The 1,304-nt window shown below is 63.4% G+C and carries 1 protein-coding gene; it reads right to left on the bottom strand.

Annotation, left to right across the window (positions count from 1 at the left end; translation table 11 throughout):
- Positions 1-281: 281 nt before the first annotated feature.
- On the bottom strand, positions 282-1,304 hold a 1,023-nt coding region (locus QZH66_RS16230; protein ID WP_305806915.1), incomplete at its 5' end, for a PIN domain-containing protein.

Below are 1,304 nucleotides of genomic sequence, written 5' to 3'. Positions count from 1 at the left end.
TCGCGCCGGGGTGGACAACTACCTCACGGTGCTCGACGCCCAGCGCTCGCTCTACCAGGCACAGCAAACCCTGATCGGCCTGCAGCTGGCCGAGCAGGCCAACCGCATCACGCTGTACAAGGTGCTGGGCGGGGGGTGAGCGCGCACTGACGCTCCTTATTCAGGAGCATCTTGCGCTTGCACCACATTGGTTTAAGACTGTTTTCCACCTGAAACATAGAACTGACAAGCGCAAGCAGCTTCTGTTTTGATAGAGCGCAGCGGCAGCGCCTACCGCAAAGTCATGCGGAATTCAGCTGCGCCCTTGCCTTCAATTTGGGATAGGTCAGCGCCTTGCCGGCACCTGCCTCGGCCACGGCGCCCTGTGCCTGCAGCAGCGACAGCACCAGCGTCGCCATCGAGTCATCCCCGTCGACCACGCCGGCGTGGGAGCGGATCATCGACAGCAATGCGGGCTTGCGCGCCGGCTTGTTGCTCGGCATTTTGGCCAGACTGGCCAGCACGCGCCGGGCAACCTCCGCCGCAGTCAAGGAAGGCGCGGCCTTCTGCGCCAATGCAGCAGACGCTTTCGCTGCCGGCTTCTTCGGGGGCGCTGGTGTTTTCTTCGCCGCCGGGGACGGCTGGGCCGCTCGCGTTGCGGCCGCTGCAGTCTTCTTCTTTGGTGCTGTCTTTTTCGCTGCGGGTGCGGACTTCGCTGGCAGCATATTCGGCGGCTTCTTTTGGGCCGGCATCGCCTGTTGTTCGTTCGCCATTTCCGAAAGCATCTTCTCGGGGATTTTTTCCGCCTGCACGGGCGGTGCAGCAGCAACGGTCTTGCAAAACTCACGCCGCGTCGCAAGAAACCCCAGGTTGCGCGCATGCTCGAGCATAGGGTCGTAACCCTTGTCGTTCGAGATCACCATAAAAGTCGCATCGGGCTGGCGCGCCGAGATGTAGCCCATGTAATACGACAGGTGAAAGTCCAGCGCATTCTTGCCAGGCCGGGCAATGGGCACCGGCGTCACACGCTCGCCGTAGTCGGCATGCCATGTCTTGTCGATCCGCTGCTGCGGGTTGTGGAACAGCCAGACATCCGTGCCGCGTGGCGCCAACGCCTGCAGTTGCTCGCCGCGCGGCTGCACATTTTCCCAATCAACGAGCAGGTGTACCTTGGGACCGCCGGACTCCGCGGGCTTGGGTGTGGGCAGCATGGCCACAGGAGCCGCCGCGCTGGCAGCCGCCAGTGCGCGCTTGGCGGGGTGTTTGATGGCGTTCTTGCGCAGCTTGTGCTCCACCGCCGCAGCCAGGTCCACGCCCGTGTGATC

The sequence above is a fragment of the Stenotrophomonas sp. YIM B06876 genome (genome assembly GCF_030711595.1).
Lineage (GTDB): Bacteria > Pseudomonadota > Gammaproteobacteria > Xanthomonadales > Xanthomonadaceae > Stenotrophomonas.
The sequence above is the reverse complement of the archived record's forward strand: the minus strand, read 5'-3'. Positions and strand labels throughout refer to the sequence as shown.